20 protein-coding genes are annotated in these 17,690 nt (G+C 59.5%); 11 read left to right on the forward strand and 9 right to left on the reverse strand.

Features of this window, described 5'->3' with window-relative positions; all coding sequences use genetic code 11:
* Positions 1–61: 61 nt before the first annotated feature.
* The gene (locus LF252_RS09330) at positions 62–763 is read right to left on the reverse strand and encodes a nitroreductase family protein (protein ID WP_226269311.1); all 702 of its coding nucleotides are present in this window, start codon (positions 761–763) and stop codon (positions 62–64) included.
* A gap of 130 nt (positions 764–893) precedes the next feature.
* Between LF252_RS09330 and LF252_RS09335 the strand changes: the two genes are divergently transcribed.
* Positions 894–1,259: a winged helix-turn-helix transcriptional regulator gene (locus LF252_RS09335; RefSeq protein ID WP_226269312.1), complete on the forward strand. Its 366-nt coding sequence runs from the start codon at positions 894–896 to the stop codon at positions 1,257–1,259.
* Positions 1,260–1,420: 161 nt separating this feature from the next.
* Here the strand turns inward: LF252_RS09335 and LF252_RS09340 are convergent, their stop codons facing one another.
* Entirely contained in the window at positions 1,421–2,053 is a 633-nt protein-coding gene (locus LF252_RS09340) for a GNAT family N-acetyltransferase (protein ID WP_226269313.1), read from the reverse strand.
* A 383-nt stretch (positions 2,054–2,436) separates the two neighbouring features.
* Complete coding sequence (locus LF252_RS09345; RefSeq protein WP_226269314.1) at positions 2,437–3,306, reverse strand: right-handed parallel beta-helix repeat-containing protein; 870 nt, start codon at positions 3,304–3,306, stop codon at positions 2,437–2,439.
* A 368-nt stretch (positions 3,307–3,674) separates the two neighbouring features.
* Between LF252_RS09345 and hutH the strand changes: the two genes are divergently transcribed.
* The 4 genes from hutH to LF252_RS09365 all read left to right on the forward strand — a co-directional run bounded on the left by hutH (position 3,675) and on the right by LF252_RS09365 (position 8,814).
* Positions 3,675–5,177, forward strand: coding sequence for a histidine ammonia-lyase (gene hutH, locus LF252_RS09350; protein WP_226269315.1), 1,503 nt, complete (start codon positions 3,675–3,677; stop codon positions 5,175–5,177).
* Positions 5,178–5,254: 77 nt separating this feature from the next.
* Positions 5,255–7,189, forward strand: coding sequence for a T9SS type B sorting domain-containing protein (locus LF252_RS09355; protein ID WP_226269316.1), 1,935 nt, complete (start codon positions 5,255–5,257; stop codon positions 7,187–7,189).
* Between the two features lie 151 nt (positions 7,190–7,340).
* Positions 7,341–7,676 carry a YbaB/EbfC family nucleoid-associated protein gene (locus LF252_RS09360; protein ID WP_226269317.1) on the forward strand — a complete coding sequence of 112 codons (336 nt, stop codon included), beginning with the start codon at positions 7,341–7,343 and terminating at the stop codon, positions 7,674–7,676.
* The gene (locus LF252_RS09365; protein WP_226269318.1) at positions 7,666–8,814 is read left to right on the forward strand and encodes a glycosyltransferase family 2 protein; all 1,149 of its coding nucleotides are present in this window, start codon (positions 7,666–7,668) and stop codon (positions 8,812–8,814) included. Before LF252_RS09360 ends, LF252_RS09365 begins: the two co-directional genes overlap by 11 nt.
* A gap of 163 nt (positions 8,815–8,977) precedes the next feature.
* Here LF252_RS09365 and LF252_RS09370 read toward each other — a convergent pair whose 3' ends face one another.
* Entirely contained in the window at positions 8,978–9,196 is a 219-nt protein-coding gene (locus LF252_RS09370; RefSeq protein WP_226269319.1) for a PspC domain-containing protein, read from the reverse strand.
* Between the two features lie 163 nt (positions 9,197–9,359).
* Between LF252_RS09370 and LF252_RS09375 the strand changes: the two genes are divergently transcribed.
* Entirely contained in the window at positions 9,360–11,174 is a 1,815-nt protein-coding gene (locus LF252_RS09375) for a tetratricopeptide repeat protein (protein WP_226269320.1), read from the forward strand.
* A 74-nt stretch (positions 11,175–11,248) separates the two neighbouring features.
* Here the strand turns inward: LF252_RS09375 and LF252_RS09380 are convergent, their stop codons facing one another.
* Complete coding sequence (locus tag LF252_RS09380; RefSeq protein ID WP_226269321.1) at positions 11,249–11,839, reverse strand: hypothetical protein; 591 nt, start codon at positions 11,837–11,839, stop codon at positions 11,249–11,251.
* Between the two features lie 221 nt (positions 11,840–12,060).
* Between LF252_RS09380 and LF252_RS09385 the strand changes: the two genes are divergently transcribed.
* On the forward strand, positions 12,061–13,044 hold the full coding sequence (locus LF252_RS09385; RefSeq protein WP_226269322.1) for a pyruvate dehydrogenase complex E1 component subunit beta: 984 nt from the start codon (positions 12,061–12,063) through the stop codon (positions 13,042–13,044).
* A gap of 180 nt (positions 13,045–13,224) precedes the next feature.
* Positions 13,225–13,761, forward strand: coding sequence for a DinB family protein (locus LF252_RS09390; RefSeq protein WP_226269323.1), 537 nt, complete (start codon positions 13,225–13,227; stop codon positions 13,759–13,761).
* Between the two features lie 74 nt (positions 13,762–13,835).
* Here LF252_RS09390 and LF252_RS09395 read toward each other — a convergent pair whose 3' ends face one another.
* A complete protein-coding gene (locus LF252_RS09395; protein ID WP_226269324.1) occupies positions 13,836–14,288 on the reverse strand; it encodes an acyl-CoA thioesterase in 453 nt (150 codons plus the stop codon).
* Positions 14,289–14,339: 51 nt separating this feature from the next.
* The gene (locus tag LF252_RS09400; protein WP_226269325.1) at positions 14,340–15,074 is read right to left on the reverse strand and encodes a class I SAM-dependent methyltransferase; all 735 of its coding nucleotides are present in this window, start codon (positions 15,072–15,074) and stop codon (positions 14,340–14,342) included.
* Positions 15,075–15,167: 93 nt separating this feature from the next.
* On the opposite strand from LF252_RS09400, the gene LF252_RS09405 reads away from it, so the two are divergent.
* The gene (locus LF252_RS09405; protein ID WP_226269326.1) at positions 15,168–15,338 is read left to right on the forward strand and encodes a DUF2256 domain-containing protein; all 171 of its coding nucleotides are present in this window, start codon (positions 15,168–15,170) and stop codon (positions 15,336–15,338) included.
* 66 nt (positions 15,339–15,404) lie between these two features.
* A complete protein-coding gene (locus LF252_RS09410) occupies positions 15,405–15,791 on the forward strand; it encodes a hypothetical protein (RefSeq protein WP_226269327.1) in 387 nt (128 codons plus the stop codon).
* Between the two features lie 15 nt (positions 15,792–15,806).
* On the opposite strand, the gene LF252_RS09415 is transcribed toward LF252_RS09410, so the two are convergent.
* Positions 15,807–16,379: a murein L,D-transpeptidase catalytic domain-containing protein gene (locus LF252_RS09415; RefSeq protein ID WP_226269328.1), complete on the reverse strand. Its 573-nt coding sequence runs from the start codon at positions 16,377–16,379 to the stop codon at positions 15,807–15,809.
* A 349-nt stretch (positions 16,380–16,728) separates the two neighbouring features.
* Here LF252_RS09415 and LF252_RS09420 point away from each other — a divergent pair, with 349 nt between their 5' ends.
* Positions 16,729–17,205: a nucleoside deaminase gene (locus LF252_RS09420; RefSeq protein ID WP_226269329.1), complete on the forward strand. Its 477-nt coding sequence runs from the start codon at positions 16,729–16,731 to the stop codon at positions 17,203–17,205.
* A 104-nt stretch (positions 17,206–17,309) separates the two neighbouring features.
* Here the strand turns inward: LF252_RS09420 and LF252_RS09425 are convergent, their stop codons facing one another.
* Complete coding sequence (locus LF252_RS09425; protein WP_226269330.1) at positions 17,310–17,621, reverse strand: DUF6686 family protein; 312 nt, start codon at positions 17,619–17,621, stop codon at positions 17,310–17,312.
* Positions 17,622–17,690: the final 69 nt, after the last annotated feature.

The following is a 17,690-nucleotide window of genomic DNA, read 5'->3' on the forward strand; positions in this document are numbered from 1 at the left end:
ACTGCCGGCCAGCGAAGCTGGGCAGTTGATTACGGGGCACTTGCACTTTCGGTCGGCGCTATTACTCCGACTGGTTTGCCAGGGCCGGCGTACTGGTTTGAGGCTGATCCTTGGCGGTAGCTACGTCGGCCAGCGTCAACTCACTAACAAACTCCTCCATTGGGGTACGCACCTTTTTCATGTTCACCAGCCAGTCCTCTGCCTCCTGCCGGTACCCGAGCGGCAACAGTACCGTGCTGCGGTAGCCGCTACCCTTCAGCTGCAGCAGGGTATCCAGCTGGTCGGCGTTGAAGCCTTCGATGGGCGTCGCGTCCACCCGCTGTTCCGCCGCTGCCGTAATGGCCATGGCAAAGGCAATATAGCTTTGCTTGGCCGCGTGATGGGCCTGCCACTCGGTACCCAGCGGCTCGTACATAGCCAGCAGGTTCTGCTTGTACTCCGCCATGGTCTGGTACGGCAGGCCCCGCTGGTCCATAGTGTAGTTGAAGACGCGCGAAATGCGCTCTTCACTGTAGCCATCCCAGGCCGCAAACACCAGCAGGTGGGAGCAGTCCGTAATCTGGCTCTGGTTGAAGGCGACTTCTCGTACTTTCGCCAGCAGTGCGGGGTCGGAGATAACCAGGATTTTGTAGGGCTGCAACCCGGAGGAGGAAGGGGCCAGCCGGGCCGCTTCCAGAATGTAGGCCAATTTGTCGGCGGGGACGCGCGCTCCGCTCATTTTTTTGGTGGCGTAGCGCCACGTCAGATCCTCAAGTAAGGGCATGTTCAACAGGGTTGGAAAGAAAATATCCGGGGCAAAGGTAGAGCCCTGCACTGGCAAAGTGTACCTTTGTGACAAAAAGTAACCGTGACATGCGCGGCCCTTTGGTGACGTACAGGTAACCACTATCCTCATGGAGAAAACTTCGGCAAACCCGTCCTTCAGCAGTGCCTGTGCCCGGCGCATGCGCGCTATCGATGACACGCTCGACATCCTGAGCGGCAAGTGGAAGCTCGCCATTATTGCCCGCCTATGCCACCAGCCGATGCGCTATTCGGCCCTGCTGCGGGACGTAACAGGCATCTCCGGCAAGGTGCTGAGCCGCGAGCTGCAGGATCTGGAAACTAATGGGCTGATTGTGCGCCACGTGGCCCTGAGCAAACCCCTGACCGTCACCTACAGCATTTCCGACACCGGCCGCTCGCTCACAGCCCTGACCGATAGCCTGGCAGATTGGGGGCTGGCCCACCGCGCCCGTATGATGCAGGCCACCGAGTAGTTTTTTCCACTTGGCGCAAGGTTCTAGCAGTGGTGCGGCACTCGTCAACTGGTGCTGCCCGCAGCACCAGTTGACATCCGGAACTATCTGCTCGGAGCCAATAAAGGCTTAACGTCATAGCTGCTTCCATGCCGGAGAGGCAAGTACGGAGTTATCCCAAGCTAGCGGAGTGATATGGCCGTGGAATAGGGCGCAACAACCTGCCAGCCCAGGCTCAGATACAGCGCGCGGCCGTCCTCCGTTGCCACCAGCAAACGCTCTTTCACGCCGGCTTCCACGGCCAGGGCGTCGAGGCCGCGCATTAAGTAGGTGGCCAGCCCTTTGCGCCGATGCGCTTCCAGGGTTTTAACTCGGTCGAAAACCGCCGTTCCCTGGTGCAGCACAATCCGCCCGGTTGCTGCCGTTTGGCCGGTTTCATCCAGTACGCTGAGTACCGTGGCTCCCAATTCGGCGGTTAGCTGCGCGCGGTATCCGGTGAGTAAGCAGTTGGGGCCGGCCATAGCCCCAGAGCAAGACATCAAGTAGCGGGGACTTTCCAGCTGCCAGACGGCGGACAGAGCGCGCCGCAGCTGCGCCGGCTCAACCGTGGCCTTCAGGTGCACAAACGGCTCCCGGATGCCGGCGGCGCAGGCCTTCAGGGCTTGCCCAGCATCCGTGAATACATAGCGTCGCACCTGCTCGGGCCAGCCAACTTTTACCATCAATCCGCCCTGATAAGGTTGAGGCAGCGGCAAGCCCCGCGACATACTCCACCCAATTAACCAGCGCTCCAGTACATCCAAGTCTACGTTCATAGCATCATGCAATAGCGCAAAACAAACATATGTGAGGTTTGCAGCAGCATGTTGCTCAGGGCAGACTGCGCGCCATTGGGCTGGCCTGCCCGGCGTAGTCCGGCACCTCGTTGCGTACTTTCCGGCGTTCCTCAAAAACGTTGCCTTCACTGACGCAGAGTTTGATTCGGCTGCATTTGCCTCCAGCGCCAGTCCGCTGGTTGCGCCGGACATCCTGCGCACCGCCCTTGTTGATTGGTAGCTGCCCGGCGTACAACATGCCCTGACTCACCGGTTTGGAGCTGTTGTCTAGTGGGGTTTGAAGTAACGTCGATTATCTGCTCAAGCCAACAAATGGGCCGGAAGCTTACGCTGCCGGCCTATTTGTTGGCTGTTAAGCCACGCTAGTAAATTCGGTAGAACAGGGTTTTGCCGTTGCCGGTGCCTCCGCTGCCCGTGGTGGTAATATGGCCGGTGTTGCCGTTGCCATCGTAGCCGCTGGCTTTGTTGTAGCTGCTGGTGCAGCCCGTAACGGTGTGGGCAATGGTTTGGCCGGCGCTGCCCAGCTTGAAGCCGTTGCCGTCGCCGTTGCCCCCGAAACCGTTGTTGGTGGCCATGCAGTTGGTGATGGTTACGGTGTAGGGCTGGCCGTACAGGTCCCAGCCGTCATCGGAGTTGTGGTTAGCCGTGCAGTTGTCGAACTTGTTGTTGCGGCCCGCCGAGAGCTTACAGGCGAAACCATCGGCGTTTTCGCCCCCGTTGGCCGTGTCGTAGTTCTCGGTAGAAGTGCAGTAGCTGATGAGGTTATCGTGGGCGCCGTTGTACACCTGCAGGCCCGAGTCTTTGTTGGCCGTGGTGGTTACCTTGTATACGTAGTTGTAGCCGCCCTGCTGAAACACCAGTCCGCAGTCGGGGGCGTTTTTGATGACCATATTGGTGATGTTCCAGTAGCTGCCGTTCACCTTCACGCCCCAGCCCGAGCTGATGCCGGAGCAATCCAGCGTGCCGCCGGTGAAGTTGATTTTGGCGCTGCTGGTGCCGCTATTCAGCAGCTGCAGGGTGCTGGTAAGCCGGATGGTGCCGCTGATGGTGATAATGTCGCCGGGCCGGGCGTTGCTGATGGCCGTACGCAACGCCGCTTCGGAGGTAACCGTGGTGTTCACATTGGCCGACTGGGCCGTGGCCGAGGGGGTAGTAGGCAGGGAGGGGTCCTGCTGCTTGCTGCACGCGGCCGTAGCCAACGCCAGCAAAGCCAGCTTTGCAAGTGTTTTCATGTGGGAGTTGGTGGGTTGTGGAAAAGATGTAAGCGCTTGACTAGTCGGGGATAAAGCTATTGTTCGGCTTCCCGTTCGGTTCCGGCCGCGGCCGATAAAAATGCGCACACGTTGCCGGCATCGTTCACGGCAACGTGTGCAGACACCGGGTGCGGTTTTTGCGGCTTCTCGCAACAAGCCAGGCAGTTACCCGTGCAGCACTGGTTCATTCGGCAATTTCTCGGCCCCTTATTTTCGGGATTACCCAGGGAAATCTACTGGCCCGCTACCGCGCGCATGCTACCGGCGCCCTGCCATCCACCCGATTTGAACTGCTAACTTGGGGCCCCAAAGTCGGCTTCGCACCCACCGCCGCCTCGTTCTGCTTCATGTCCAGCCCGTTTCAGCTTACTCCCTCCCACCCGCTCACCCTGGCCACGCTGGCCGATGTACTGCGCCACCGCCGCCCCGTGCAGCTTTCCGATGAGGCCCGCCAGCAGGTGGACGCCTGCTACCACTACCTGCACGACCGGCTGGAGCGCACCCCCGAGGCGGTTATCTACGGCATCAACACCGGCTTTGGCTCCCTCTGCGACAAAGCCATTCCAGCCAGCCAGCGCCAGCAGCTCCAGCAGAACCTGATGATGTCGCACGCCTGCGGCACGGGCGAGGAAGTGCCGGCCGAGCTGGTGCGGCTGATGCTGCTACTCAAAGCCCAAAGCCTGAGCTACGGCCACAGCGGCGTGCAGGTGAGCACCGTGCAGCGCCTGCTTGATTTCTACAACCGAGGCATGCTGCCGGTGGTGTACCAGCAAGGCTCCCTGGGGGCCAGCGGCGACCTGGCGCCGCTGGCCCACCTGTGCCTACCCTTGCTGGGCTTGGGCGAGGTGCACTACGAAGGCTACCGCCTGGCCGCCGCCGATGCCATGAGTTTGTTCAGCTGGCAGCCCCTCACCCTGGAAGCCAAGGAAGGCTTGGCTCTGCTTAATGGCACCCAGTTTATGCTGTCCTACGCCGTGCATGGGCTGCTGCGGGCCCAGCACTTGCTGCGCGCCGCCGACTACATCGGAACCCTGTCGTTGGAGGCATTTGATGGGCGCAATGAGCCGTTTGATGAGCGTTTGCACCGCATCCGGCCTCATGCGGGCCAGCTGGCCGTGGCCGGGCGCATTCGGGAACTGCTGGCGGGCTCGGAGCTACAGGCCCAGCCCAAAGTAGCCGTGCAGGACCCCTACTCGTTCCGGTGCATGCCCCAGGTGCACGGCGCTTCCCACGATGCCCTGGCGTACGTGCAGCAGGTAGTGGAAACCGAGTGCAACGCCGTGACGGACAACCCCAATATCTTCCCCGATGATGACGCCATTCTGAGCGGGGGCAACTTCCACGGGCAGCCGTTGGCATTGGCCCTGGATATGCTGGCCATTGCCACGGCCGAGCTGGGCAGTATCTCCCAGCAGCGTACTACCCAGCTCATCGGCGGGCAGCGGGGCCTGCCGCCCTTCCTGGTGGCCGAGCCGGGCCTGAACTCGGGCCTCATGATTCCGCAGTACACCGCCGCCGGTATTGTCAGCCAGAACAAGCAGCTGTGCACTCCCGCCTCAGTGGATAGCGTGGTGAGCAGCAACGGTCAGGAAGACCACGTGAGCATGGGGGCCAACGCCGCTACCAAAGCCCTGCGGGTGGTGCAGAACGTGGAGCAGCTGCTGGGCATTGAGCTGCTGAACGCGGCCCAGGCTTTGGAATTCCGCCGCCCCGCCCGCACCTCCGAGCCGTTGGAAGCCCTGCTGACTGCTTTCCGAGAGAAGGTGCCCTTTGTGAACCAGGACCGGGTGCTCTACCCCGATTTGCACGCCGCCGCGGCATTTGTGCGGGACTACAGTTTCGGGTTATAGCGTACCCCAACGCCTCATTTCGTTACTTTAGCCCCGCCCGGACACGCAATCGGGCGGGTGCTTCGTTTATGGGCCGGATGAACCGACTGTTGTTGCTGGTAGTATTGCTGCTTGGCCTGGCCACCACCGGGTGGGCCCAGGGGTGCGTGCCCACGCCCAACTCGGGGGCGTGCTTTAAGACCTATGATGCCGCTACTGGTCAGGAATTGCCCTTCTATCTGTGCGTGGGCCGCGCCGTGCGCCTGCGCGACTGTAGTGGCAAAAACCTCAATCCCGCCCAGATTTACTACCGCCAAGCCAGCACCATTGTGTGCTCCGGCTTCACCGATACCACCACCACCTTCACGCCCACGGCGCCGGGCGTGCTGGTGATTACCCAGAATACCCAAGGCCCACAGGGCGGCAGCCAGGGCATTATCTTCTCCCGCAATTTCGAGGTCAAGAGCACTCCCCAGCCCACCTTTACGGTAACTACCTGCACGCCTGGCTTCGTGCAGGTAACCGTGACGGATGCTACTTACGACCAGTATTTCGTGCAGGTGGGCAATGATGCCCCACAGCCAGCCCCACGCAATGTTGCCGTTACGTACCCGGCCACCAACGGCCCGACTTCGGTAACGGTCATTGGGCGCTATACCCAGACGGGCATTTGCACCGGGGCGGCTACCCGCAGCTTCACGCCCCTGCCCCCACCCCAGCGGCCCGCACTGCGCAACCTGGCCGTGCAGGGCAGCACGGTGCAGCTCCAGTTTGGGGCCCTGCAACCCGAGTACCAGTACAGCCTGCAGGTGACTGATGCCGCCGCGCCGGGCGGCTACCGCACGGTGGCGGCGGTGCCTAGTAACTTAACCAGCTTCACGCTCAACAATGCGCCTTTGCCCGGCTGCTACCGGCTGCTGTTGGAGGATAAGTGCCAACCGGCAGTGGTCAGCTCCTCGTCGTTTGTACTTTGCTCGGTGGCGCTGACAGGCACCACCCAAAACGGCCGCAACCAGCTCAGCTGGACCTCCGGCGGCACCGGCGGCTATACCCTCACCCGCACCGATGCGGCCGGCGCTACCCTCACCCTGCCCGTACCCGCCGGCACTACTCAGTACACCGATACGGCCGTTACCTGCGGCAGCGTGTACCGGTACCGTCTCACGCAAACGATGGGCACCACTACTTCCACCTCCGATGAAGTAGCCATTACCACTAGTTCCGGCGCGGCCCCGGCGGCCCCACGGCTGCAGGCCACCTTCAACCTGCGCAACCAAGTGGAGCTGACGGCCACGCTGGCCCGCAGCCCCAGTGGCGGCCAACTCACGTATCTGCGCAACGGCGAGGAATTACGCACGACATCTGCACGCACCCTGCGCGACTCGCTGCTGACGCCTAGTCTGGCTGACCCGCTGTGCTACGCCGTGCGCTTTCAGGATGCTTGTGGCAACCGCTCCGCCGACAGTGCCCCCGTGTGCCCGGTGCTGCTGGAAGCCCGCGCCGCCAACGATGAAGGCACCACCATCCGGCTGACCTGGACGGCCCTGCGCGGCCTCGATGCCACTACGCCCGTCAGCTACCGGGTGCTGACCCTTTCGCCCACCAACGCCGTGCTGCGCAGCGTCTCCGTCGCCACCGGCCTCACCTACCTCGATCTGCAGCCGCCCCAGGATCAGCAGGTGGTACGCTACCGGGTAGAGGCTACCGGCGGCGGGCTGACGGCAGCCAGCTACTCCAACGTAGCCTCAGTGTCCCGGCAGGTCAAGCTGTTCGTACCTACAGCCTTTACCCCCAATGGGGATGGCCTGAACGATGTACTGGAGCTGAAGGGCCGGTTCCTCGATAATTTCCGCTTTACCATTATTGACCGCAACGGCCAGCAGGTGTTTCAGGCCACCAACCGCGCCCAAACCTGGGACGGCCGCATTGGCAGCGCCCCGCCAGTGCCGGGGGCCTACGCGTGGCGTTTTGAAGCCGTTGACCAATCCGGCAAACGCACCGTCCAGAGCGGCTCCATTACCATTATCCGGTAGCGCGTCAGCGTATCAGGCATAGCTCCAAATCTGCCACCAATGCGCAACAGACCCATCCGGCCTCTGTACGGCGTCCAAAATGGCAGCATCCGGCTTGTGGCCTGAAGCTTGTAGCTTGCGCCATCTTTACCACCCTAACTACTGCATTCCGATGTTTGATATCATGGGCATGATGGGCAAAATGAAAGAGCTTCAGGAGAAAATGAAGCAGGCCCAGGACCAACTCCAATACATTACCACCACCGCCGAGTCGGGCGGCGGGCTGGTGCGCGCCACGGCCAACGGCCAGCGCCGCCTGCTAAAGCTGGAAATCGACGAAAGCCTGCTGCAGCCCCAGGACCGGGACATGCTGGCCGATCTGGTGGTGGCCGCCGTGAACAAGGTGATGGAGGAAGCCGGCGAGAAGGCCAAGGAAGAAATCAAGAGCAAAACCTCGGGCCTCCTTCCCAACATTCCCGGCCTCGACCTCGGCGGTTTTGGTCTCTAACCCCGCTGCTGGCTCCTGCGCCGATGTGGCGGTGGTAATCCTGAACTGGAACGGCCGCGCCTTTTTGCAGCAGTTCCTGCCCGGCGTACTGGCTCATTCCGACGGGGCCACCGTATTCGTGGCCGACAACGCCTCCACCGACGACTCGGTGGCCCTGGTGCAGCAGCAGTTTCCGGCGGTACGCATCATTCAGTTAGCGTATAACCTCGGCTTTTGCAAAGGCTATAACGCGGCTCTGGATGATGTACGGTGGGAAGGGCCGGCAGCTACGAAGCCTCAACGCGTTAGAACGCCAACTGAACGTGGTCGGGATTGGACAGATGTATTCGGGTTCCGGTACTACGTGCTGCTGAACTCCGATGTGGAGGTGACATCCGGCTGGCTGCGTCCTCAGCGGGAGCTGCTGGAAAGCAACCCATGCATTGCGGCTTGCCAGCCCAAAATCCGGCAGTTCGGCTCCACTATAGCCGAGCAGCAGCAATTTGAGTATGCCGGGGCCGCTGGGGGCTACCTCGACCGGTTGGGCTACCCCTTCTGCCGCGGCCGCCTCTTCGATACCCTCGAAACCGACCACGGCCAGTACGACGACCCGCGCCCCATTGCCTGGGCTACCGGTGCGTGTATGCTGGTGCGGGCCGAAGCCTGGCATGCGCTGGGCGGACTGGAATCAGCCTTTTTTGCCCACATGGAGGAAATTGACCTGTGCTGGCGGCTGCAGAATGCCGGCTGGCAGGTGTGGTACCACGGCGGCTGCACGGTGTTTCACGTGGGCGGCGGCACGCTGCACAAATCCAACCCGCGCAAAACCTACCTCAACTTTCACAACGGCCTGGCTCTGGTGTACAAGAATACCCACCCCGCCGAGTTGCCCTGGGTGCTCACGGTGCGGGTGGTGCTGGATTGGGTGGCCGCCGTGCGCCTGTTCCTGCAAAACCAGCGCGCCGATTACCGGGCCGTATTCCGGGCCCACGCCGACTTCTTTTTCCGCCGCGCCTACTGGCGGCAGCGCCGGCAGGCCCAGCCCCAGAAGCTGCGCAGCCGGGAGCGGCCGGGCGTGTACCAGGGCAGCATTGTGTGGGCGTATTTCGGGCGCAGCCAGCGGAAATTCTCGGAGTTGGACGCCCGGGAGTTGACATAACCACCTTACTCTCTTCTCCCGGAGAAAGGGGGAGCCGAAGGATTCAGGACTGCGCCGCCGTGGCTCCCCCTCTCTCCCGGAGAGGGGGCCGGGGGGTGAGGCAACGGGCACAAAAAAGCCTGCTTCCGGGAAGCAGGCCTGGCACAAGCTAAAGCATGTGCTACTACAAATCCCACACAGTGCGGCGCTGCTGGCGCAGGGCTCGGCGCGCATTCATCCAGAACGCCAGGGCGAAGTACAGCACAATGGGCGAGCCAAAGGTGAAGAAGGAGGCGTACACAAACGAGAGGCGCACGCTGCCGGAAGAGAAGCCAACCCGTTTGCCAATGGCTTCACACACGCCGAAGCTCTGCTTTTCGATAAAGTCGGTTAGTCGTTTCATACCATCTGAGTATTCAGCTGCCGGGAGTGGCTAACCTGATCCAAAATACGATAATTGGTGGCGGTAGTCAAGCACTTACGTACCAAAGCCGCAACAAGATACGTCGGTTGCGAAGGTTTTTCCGTTTGTTGTCTGAATTTAGCGTCTCGCTCGCCTGTTGCTCATGCCCATTTCTGCTTCCCGCTACTTTTCCGGAATTGCCCTAGCCGGAACCGTCACTTACTTGTCGGGCTGCTCGCCGCTGGCCAGCGTACTGAAGCAGGCCCAGGCCGGGCAGGCGCTGACGGTGCAGCCCACCGTGCTGGAAAGCAACGGCGAAAACGTGCTGTTTGAGGTAACGGCCAAGGTGCCCGCCAGTCACCTGCGCAAGGGCGCGGCCTACAACCTGGGGCTGAGCTACCGCTACCAGAACGGCCTGCGCCAGGACACCGTGGGCCGCCTCACGTTCATCTCGGGCGAGTACACCTACGATGAGCAGAAAAAGGACCAGTTGGTTATCCGGAAGCAGTTTTCCTTCCCTTACGCCCCGCAGAAAAGCCCCGGCGAGCTGGTAGCCCTGCCCGATGCCCGCGAAACCAAGCTCAACGGCAAGAGCGTGAAGGGGAAAGAGCTAGTAGTAGCCCGCGGCATCGTAACCACCAGCCGCCTAGTGGTGCGCCAGGATACAGCCATTACCCTGCTGCCCGAAACGGCCGACAACAACATGAGCGGCACCCGGGTGCTGCCCTTCTTCTTTGATGCCGGCAAGGCTGAAATCCGCAACTACCTGGGCACCAACGTGGCGGCGCTGGAAGATTTCATCGAAGCCAACCAGCACACCGAGAAGGTGATGATTGTGGCCGGCCACTCGCCCGACTCCCTGGACCGCCACGACCCGCGCCTGGCCGATAAGCGCGTGCAGGCCTTGCTGAAGTACTACAAAAACCGCGTCGATACTGACTCCTACCTGAACAAGGTCAGCCAGATTGACTTCGAAACCGAGGCCTACCACCGCCGCTGGGACCTGTTCCTGAACAAAGTGCAGCAGTCGGCCCTGAAACCGGCCCAGATTGACTCGGTGGTGCTGCTCATCAACGATACGCCCGGCACCTATGCCCAGAAGGAAGCCGGCCTGCGCCGCCTAAGCTTCTACGACTACCTCGACCAATACATTTACCCGGTGATGCGCTTCGGCACGGTGGCCGTGCGCTACTCGGCCCCCAAGCGCTACGACTCGGAAATTTACCTGCTCTCCAAAAAGATTGTGGAGAAGCAGACCGAGGCCGACGCTCTAACGCCCGAGGAGCTGCGCTACTCGGCCAACCTCACGCCCCTGCTGGCCGAAAAGCAGCGCATCTACGAAACGGCCGTGGCCACCACCGGCCTCTGGCAGGCCTACCATAACCTGGCCGTGGTGCTGCTGCTGCGCTCCGAAAAAGAGGTGAACCCTAAGGTGCAGAAGGCCTACCTGCGCCGGGCCGCCGTGAACTTCACGCTGGCCGCCCACCGCAACCCCACCGCCGAGCTGTTCTACCGCGTGGGCAGCGCCTACCACCGCGCCGGCGACAAGCTGGAGGCCCTGCAGAATTACGACTACGCCATCAAGCTAGGTGGCCCCCGAGCCGTGCTCAGCAAGGTGTTTGCCGATAAGGCGGCCCTGGAAATTGAGGTGGGCCAGCTGGATGATGCCCTGCGCAGCCTGAGCTACAGCTCCAAAACCTACCAGAACATCATGAACCGGGCCCTCATCTACGTGCTGAAGGGCAACTACCAAGGCGCGGCCGATATTTATGCGTTGGCCATCGGCTTGCGCCCTCAGGACCCACTGCTCTACTATTGCCTGGCCGTAGTAGCCGCCCGCCAGCAGAACGAGCCCGCCATGGCCATGCACCTGCGCCGCGCCGTGCAGCTGGACCGTACCTTCGCCAACCGCGCCGTGGAAGACCTGGAGTTCCGGGACTTCGCCAAGGGTAAGCAGTTTATGGAGTCGCTGCGGTAGCAAGAGTTTCCACTGCCTGCCTTTACTATTCACACATGTGCGTTTGAATACTACTGCTCTTCTACCGCAGGAGCTTAATTAGTAATCCATTTTAGTGAATGAATCACTTTTCGAAACAGCCTACGCTTCTCTAAATTCTCCTGAGTCGAACCTCTTCGCGCCATACTTATAATTGAGACAAATACCCCTTTCCTGTAGAAGCCCCCATAGGTGCATATTTGGTTAAGGTTTTGTGCTACAATCGTATTATCATAATCGACGAGAACAAGCCCACCATCCGCAAAAACGGAGTCTTGGAAGGAGAGCATCTTCACTTTGTTTTGCCCATGTACTTCCATGTTTTCGACGAAGCTGTCCTGTAAGCGCTTAAGATTAGGCTTCCCTTCTTTTCTCTTGATGGTGACCAGAATTGCATCCCCAAGAAGACTGTCCTTTTGGTGGTAGGGACCTATAAAGACGTATGGTTCCTCTGCACTCTCTGAATTTGGTTCATAGTCTTTCTTTTGCCAAGACGAGGGAATCAGGATTGTGGCTAGCTCAATAGTATAGGGAATAAACGACTCCTCTCTATGTTCAGGAACACGTTGTCGGTCCTGAGTGCAATTGCTACACAAAAAAAGCAAGAGCAAAAATCCGACGTAAGCTTTTTTGACTGACACATTCATTGGGCAATGATATGGTTTCCGACCATATCATTGCCCAATGAACAATGACTTATCCAGCCCCATCTGAGCAAAATGAAAGCCTAACTGAACAAATAGCTTTTTCATTTTATCCGGGTAGTTGCTGCTGGCTTGCCCGTCCCGGCTAGTCGTTGTAGCTTTACGGGCCGGACTTGCGCCGGCTTTTTGTTTCTGAGTTGACTTTTTGAATTTCCTCTGTGATTATGCGGACCATCCAATTCCGGGAAGCCCTGCGTGAAGCCATGTCTGAAGAAATGCGCCGCGACCCGCGCGTGTTTCTGATGGGCGAAGAAGTAGCCGAGTATAACGGTGCCTACAAAGTGAGCCAGGGCATGCTCGACGAATTCGGCCCGGAGCGCGTGATTGACACGCCCATTGCCGAGCTGGGCTTTGCCGGTATCGGCGTGGGTGCGGCCATTAACGGCCTGTTGCCCATCATCGAGTTCATGACCTTCAACTTCTCGTTGGTGGCCATCGACCAGGTGATTAACTCGGCCGCCAAAATCTACTCCATGTCAGGCGGGCAGTACAGCTGCCCCATCGTGTTCCGCGGCCCTACCGGCAACGCCGGTATGCTCTCCTCGCAGCACTCCCAGAACTTTGAGAACTGGTACGCCAACACGCCCGGCCTGAAAGTAGTGGTTCCTTCGAACCCCTACGACGCCAAAGGCCTGCTGAAATCCGCTATCCGCGACGCCGACCCGGTGATTTTCATGGAGTCGGAGCTGATGTACGGCGACAAAGGCGAGGTGCCCGAGGAAGAATACCTGATTCCGATTGGCAAAGCCAACGTGGTGCGCCAAGGCGAGTCAGTAACCATCGTGAGCTTCGGTAAAATGATGAAGGTAGCCCTAGCTGCCGCCGACGAGCTGGCCAAGGAAGGCATCAACGCCGAGGTAATCGACCTGCGCTCCGTACGCCCCATCGATTACGATACGCTGGTTGAATCGGTGAAGAAAACCAACCGCATGGTGGTAGTAGAAGAAGCCTGGCCCTTGGCCAGCATCAGCTCGGAGCTGTCGTACATGGTGCAGCGCCGCGCCTTCGACTACCTCGATGCTCCCGTGCTGCGCATTACCTGCCAGGACGTGCCCCTACCCTACGCGCCTACCCTCATTGAGGCCTCGCTGCCCAACGTAGAGCGCACCGTGAAGGCCGTGAAGGAAGTGCTGTACGTGAACAAGTAAGCGCCAGCGGCTTTCATCCCATAACCGGCCCCGTTCCTGCACAGGAGCGGGGCCGGTGTGCGTTTGTTGCGGCACTGCACTGCAATAAAATGTGCCCAGCCAGCACGACTGGCCTGATCTTGGCAGGTGATTTTGCGTACCTTTTGCTCAACCGTATTTCTCCTACTTCCCCCTCTGCACATGAATCACCGGTTGCATCTTCGTTTTGAGCAGCTTGAGTTGGCCACTACCCACCTGCTGGATACCGTAGCGGCCCTGGGGCCGCGGGCTACCCAGTCGCCGGGTCCGGGGCAATGGTCGGCGGTGCAGGTGGTGCAGCACTTGGTGATATCGGAGACTGGTATTGGCCAATACATGGAAAAGAAGCTGCTGCAGGCCGAATCCTTGGAGAAATCCGGCATTGGGGCGTTTCTAAAGTCCCGGCTGCTGCGGGTGTTGCTGCGGCTGCCGTTCACGCGTTTCAAGGCACCTTCCTACTTGGAGAGGATGACACCCACCGAAATTCCGCCGCTACCCGAACTGCAGGCCGAATGGGCAGCAGTGCGCCGGCGGTTGGAGCGCCTGCTCAATGAGTTTCCCAGCAACCTGCTCAACCGGTCCATCTTCAAGCACCCGCGCTCCGGCATGCTCACTATTTACCAAACCCTGGATTTCATGATTGACCACGTGCTGCACCACCAAAAACAGGTGGAACGCATTGCGCTGGCCGTTAAGTAACCGGATAGTTTTTCAATAAAAATGCCCGTTGCACGACTAAGTGCAACGGGCATTTTTATGTACTAAAAGGACGTTCAGGCCTTCGGCTCACGCACAATATCTTGGTAAGAAGCGTGGCGAGGCAACTCGCGCATCAGGGCGGCAATTTCGGCGGGCGGTACGGTGAGCTTTCGGGCGCGCAAATCCAGCCAGGCACCTTCCACGGCCACTGTGGCGGCGGGGCGGCCATCGGGCTTGTACAGGGTGTGGATGATGTTCCAGCGGGAGCCATCCTCGCTCAGACCCGACAGCTCACCGGTAACGCGCAGTTGCTCGTTGATATGCAGCTCTTTCAGGAAGCGGGTATCCTCGCGGAACAAGATGGGCCCCAGCCCAGTCTTGGCAAAGAATGGTAGGGTAAAGCCGTGTCCTGAGAGGTACTCGATGCGGTGCTGGGCGGCGTAATCGGCGTAGGCGGAGTGGCGCATGTGGCCGTTAGGGTCCATATCGGCCCAACGTACGGTGTAGGTTCTTTCGAAAGCGGACATACAAAAGGAAGAATGAGCACCCATAACCGCGGCAACGGTGGCAGGTTTGGTTTAGGGCAGCGTGAGGCGCACCAGGTATTGTTGCTGGTCGTCTTCCTCCAGGAATTCCACGGCGTAGCCAGCAGCCTCCGCGTAGTCCTGCAGCAGCGTGGGGTCGGCAAAAATCCAGTGAAAAGCGGCGCCGGTCTGGTGAGCGTACTGCATGGTGTACTCAACCTCCCCGTAGTAGGGGCCGTTCAGGTCGAACACCAGAGCCCCGTCCTCGTCTTCGTACAGGTAGCTGATATCGGAGGAAGTAGCCAGAATTTGTCCGCCAGGGGCCAGCAGGGCTTTAGCGTGTTCCAGAAACCGCTCCAGGCCGGCCAGTGTACCAGCCAGCCCGATGCCGTTCATGAGCATGAGCAACGTATCAAACTTTTCGCCCTGGGCCAGCGCCGCATCGAAAATATCGTGGCAGGCTACCTCCTTCACGCCGCGCTCCTGCATCACCTCCACGGCCCCCGGCGAAATATCCACGGCCTTCACGCTGAAACCCCGCTGCTGCAGCTCCAGGGCGTGGCAGCCGGCACCGGCGCCCAAATCTAGCACCCGGCCCCGGCATTCTTCCAGAGCGGTGCGCTCTAGCTCCGGCATTTCCCACAGCGAACGGAAGAAGTACGACGCGGGCAGCACTTCCTCATCGGCTACGGAGCTGTGCACGGCCAGAGTGGCACTTAAATGGCCGCGCTGGTAAGCCAGCAGGGCTTGGCCCAGGGCATCGGGGGCGGCAGAAACAGATGTTGACATGCCGCAAAGATACGGCGAGCGGCGGTAGCCAGCGGCCCAACACAACCCCGGGTCAGCAGAACGGGTAAAAGATAGCAAGCTCCTCTATGGCGTATGAAACCTGTTTCCCGACTTGTTAAAGGCAACCTGCCTACCAAAATCTGCCTCACGTGCGGGCGGCCGTTTGAGTACCGCAAGAAGTGGCGCAACTGCTGGGACGAAGTGAAATATTGTGGGGAGAAGTGCCAGCGCAACAAGCCCAAAGCGCAGGCTACCGCGCAGTAGCGTATCCTTCCGGGCCGGTTTTGCGTTTGGCCCAGCATCTCCCCCGTTCCTTAAATTTCTGTCCGTATGGCCAGCAACCTCGATTACCTTGACCCCGCTCTGCTGCCGCTTGAAGAAGTTGTGCAGACGTATTTGAAAACGGAAAAAGAGCTGGCTCAGGCGGAAATAGCCGCCACCATGTTCACCCAGGCTCCGGACCCCTCAACTGAAGGCTTTGAACAGCGCCCGGCTACCGGCAGCTACCCGCAGCACCTGGAAGAAACCCAGCAGAATCTGCAAAACCTGCGCGACGACCTCACCCGCTTACGTCAGCACATCATCCAGCAACTTCCCGTGCGCGACGAATGGGTGAAAATCAACCTGGGCTACGGCCCCAGCCGCATTGGGGCGTTTCGGATTGGAACCCCGTCGAAAGCCGCTACTGAAGAGTACGAGTTGCGCGTGGTAATCTGAATCTGCCTGGATCCGCTAGTTGGTATACAGCAAAATAGGCTTGTGGCTGTGGTCGATGTAGGTGCTGAGCACTCGCAAAAACGCCGGATTCACCGTGGGACAGCCCTGGCTGCGGCAAATGGCGCGGCGTTGCGGCTGAGCCGGCACGCAGTCATGGGAGTGCAATACGATAAACCGCTCGAATATTCGGCTATTGGTTTTCTGCAGCCCAACCAGCTTGTACGCCCGCCCGAATTTGCCCGTGTAGGCATACGACACCTGCGCCAGCCCATGGGAACTGCAGTTGGAGTCGGGCGTGTTGGAGTAGCGTACCCGGCCCTGTGCATCGGTACGGCCACTGCAACACAGTCCCGCCGCCAGTACCTGCTTGCGACGCAAATCCAGCACAAAAAAACGAGGCTGCCCTGATGGACGCCTCAGGTCAAGATAGAACCCGATGCGCTGGTTATAACGTGCAGTGGCGTGTTGTTTCAGTGTGCGCACGTACCCTGGTACCTGTTGAGCAACCGGGGAGGAGGCCCGTTTTTCGTAGCAGCCACATAGCAGTAGCAGGCTTACCCAATAGGCTAACTGGAGATATAAGCGCATAGCCACGAAGTATAAGTCGGAGAACTGGCAATAAAAAAAGGCGGCCCACTGGACCGCCCCTTTTCCACAACCAAAACACCTAAAAAACTATTCTTTCAGATTACCTCTGAGCAAGTATTGGGCCAAAGTGAACCAAACATGCCGAGCATCTCAGAAAGAACGCCTCTATAGTGTCTACACAATATAGAGTCACGCAAGTGGGTGAAGGGTTGCATCCGGTTGCAAAAAAAGATGTCAGGTATTTGCGCCGCTTGCACGTTCAACACTCTTAAAAGCACGACAAAAGCTGTATTTTGCGCAGTTTATGGGCCGGCAAGGCCTTTTTTGCTGTTTCATTCAGTTCTTCCCCATGGATACTCCTAACCCTGAATTTATGCGCGAAGCCATTCGCCTGTCAATTGAAAAAATGCAGGCCGGCTACGGCGGACCCTTCGGCGCAGTCATCGTAAAAGATGGCCAAATCATTGCCCGGGGTTTCAATCAGGTAACCAGCACCAACGACCCAACTTGCCACGCCGAGGTAGATGCCATCCGGAAGGCCTGCGCTACGCTGGGTACGTTTCAGCTGGAAGGCTGCGACCTGTATACCAGCTGTGAGCCCTGCCCGATGTGCCTAGGGGCCATCTACTGGGCCCGGCCGCAGCGGGTGTTTTACGGCAACACCAAGCAGGATGCCGCCGCAATTGGCTTCGACGACCAGTTTATCTACGAAGAGTTGGACCTGCCCTTGGCCGAGCGCCATATCCCAATGGTAGAGCTACTGCGCGACGAGGCTATTGCTGGCTTCCGGGCTTGGGAGCAGAAGGAAGGCCGAACGGACTATTAATGTCGGTTAGCCCATCTGTCTTGATGTGCCCGCGCTGTCATGTACAGCGCGGGCACGTTGTTTTATGCCTCAGCCCGATACGTGGTTGCCAAACCTCTTGGACCTTATTGCAGCAGCATTTCCACTTCCAGCAGCAGAGCGGTGTTTTCCAGAATATCGCGCAGCAACGTCAGCTCCGTCAGTGAGAACACCAAGGCCATCCGCGCAACTGGGGTGCGCAGAGCAATGTTGCGGGCTTCGGGGTCGGGGGTAGTCAGGCAGTGATGCTGCCAAGTGGCGTTTACATACTGCCGGAACTCCTGAAACTCATCGGTGGTGGCGGCCAGGGCCAGATTGCCAAAGCACACGTGCAAATGCTGCGTGCGGGGGCACCGGGCGCAGTAGCCGTATTCATTGTGGTGAAAAAACTGAGCCATAGAACTACAGACAGGGTGAATTGCTGCAAGTATAATTATTTAGAATTAGTATAAATAATAATTCTAGCG

The sequence above is a fragment of the Hymenobacter pini genome (assembly GCF_020421205.1).
GTDB classification, from domain to species: domain Bacteria; phylum Bacteroidota; class Bacteroidia; order Cytophagales; family Hymenobacteraceae; genus Hymenobacter; species Hymenobacter pini.